This window comes from Streptomyces yerevanensis (assembly GCF_000716805.1).
Classification (GTDB): Bacteria; Actinomycetota; Actinomycetes; order Streptomycetales; family Streptomycetaceae; genus Streptomyces; species Streptomyces flaveus.
Map to the genome: position 1 here is coordinate 1 of NZ_JNWJ01000212.1, position 595 is coordinate 595.

The 595-nt window shown below is 66.9% G+C and carries 1 protein-coding gene; it reads right to left on the reverse strand.

The annotated features are described in order from the left end of the window. Positions 1-595 (reverse strand): isochorismatase family protein (locus OP79_RS49110; protein WP_169786276.1); only part of this gene is annotated, 595 nt, incomplete at both ends.

The window sequence follows — 595 nt, forward strand, 5'->3', positions numbered from 1 at the left end:
GGGCACTCATGCCCATGGACGGCACGTTCTCCTGCATCAGCCGCATGCGGTGCGGGGCGTCGTGGAACTTGGGGTCGAGCTGGAACTCGGCGGCCAGGGAGAACCAGGTGACCGGTACCGCGCCGGCTTGGACCATGCGCTGCACCGCCGCGTTGTGTGCCTCGAGCGAGGGGCTGCCGCAGGCGTCGACGGCCACGTGCACGCGGTAGCCCTCGCGCATGCCGCCCAGCACCGTTTGCAGCACGCATCCGTCCGTGGCGATGCCGCCGACCACCAGGTTCTCCCGGCCTTCCTCCCGGACCGCCTGGGCGAACGACTCGTCCAAAAAGGAGTTGAAGTCGACGGCACGCTCGATGACCGGCTGGTCACCGATGGCCTCCAACAGCTCCGGGTACAGCGGGCCGGACGGCTTGCTCGACTGGCCGTTGGTCACGACCAGACCGCTTTCGTACCACTTCGCCGTCTTCGCCAGGCCCACGACGTTGTTGATGTGGTCAGCGAGGTTGTGGGAGCGCAGAAGGTTTGCGAAACCGACTGCGTAGTCGACGAGAACGACGGTGGTGTTGGCGGGGGTGAGGGGCTCAGGAGTCATGAC